General features: G+C 66.1%; 2 pseudogenes. Both read right to left on the bottom strand.

Annotation, left to right across the window (positions count from 1 at the left end):
- Window positions 1–821: pseudogene (locus tag J2Y63_RS35440) on the bottom strand (cytochrome ubiquinol oxidase subunit I); the annotation flags it as partial.
- A pseudogene (locus J2Y63_RS35435) lies at window positions 755–1,032 on the bottom strand (cytochrome ubiquinol oxidase subunit I); the annotation flags it as partial. The pseudogenes J2Y63_RS35435 and J2Y63_RS35440, both read right to left, overlap by 67 nt.

Raw genomic sequence — 1,032 nt, 5'->3', positions numbered from 1 at the left:
CCTGCGAGGTTCCGGGCGAGGCAGTAGAGTTGCATGATGATGCCGACGCCGCCATGCACGACGGTCCAGAGGGCGACGACCCAGACGATCGCCGGATAGACATGCACGGTCGGGTCCATGCTGGTGAGATAGGGCCCGGCAAGCCCCGCGCAACAAGCGGCGAGCGCCAGGAGCGTCGCGACGACGAGCGCGAGACGGGTGAGGCCGCGCCGGTCGGCTTCATTGACCCGCCGCGCGACAAGCATGGCCGCCCAGGCGAGCGTGAAGAGGCCGGCGGCGGTAAGCGGCCAGAGCATGCCGGGACCCGCATGGCCGGCGGTGAAATCCTCGTGGATCGTCCAGTAGAAGAAGTAGCCGAACATCAGGCTGGCATAGGCCGTGCCGTCGCCTGCCATGGTGATGAACATGGCCCACCAGCCGACCGATTGCGGCCCCGACGTATAGAGCGGGAGCGTCTCGCCGAGGCCGACGTCGCGCATCTCCTCCTTCGGGATGACGGCTGTGCCAGTCCAGAGCCGGGCAATGATCGCCGCGAGCGTCATGATCGCGCAGACGATTGTCGTGATCCACCAGTGGAAAGTCAGCGCGATGAAGACACCGCCGAGCGAAAAAGCGGCAACGATGGTGAGGATCGACGTGCCGCCGACGCGCAGGCATTGGATGGGTTTTGCGTCGAGCACCGAGGTGACGAGCGTTTCGCGCGCGCCGTCCTTGGCGTCGGGCAGGTAACCGCGGCCGGCCTTGATGTCCTCGATCAGGCTGGGCTGGTCCCAGATCTCGGGTAGCGGCTCGTGATGATCGGGATGGAGCGCACGCCCCATTTTTCCTCCGGCTCGCTGATCCATTCCAGCGTGCCGGAGTTCCAGGGGTTCTGCGCGCCCTTCGGCTGGCGGTGTTTTGGGCGCAGCACGTCGATCACCACAAGGGCGACGCCGGAGGCGAAGATGAAGGCGCCGATGGTGGAGATCAGATTGAACCAGTCCCAGCCGATATCGGCGGGATAGGTGAAGACGCGCCGGGGCATGCCGCGCA

The organism is Shinella sp. BE166, assembly GCF_051201095.1.
GTDB lineage: Bacteria > Pseudomonadota > Alphaproteobacteria > Rhizobiales > Rhizobiaceae > Shinella > Shinella lacus.
Note: the sequence above shows the minus strand (reverse complement) of the source record. Positions and strands in the feature narration are given on the sequence as shown.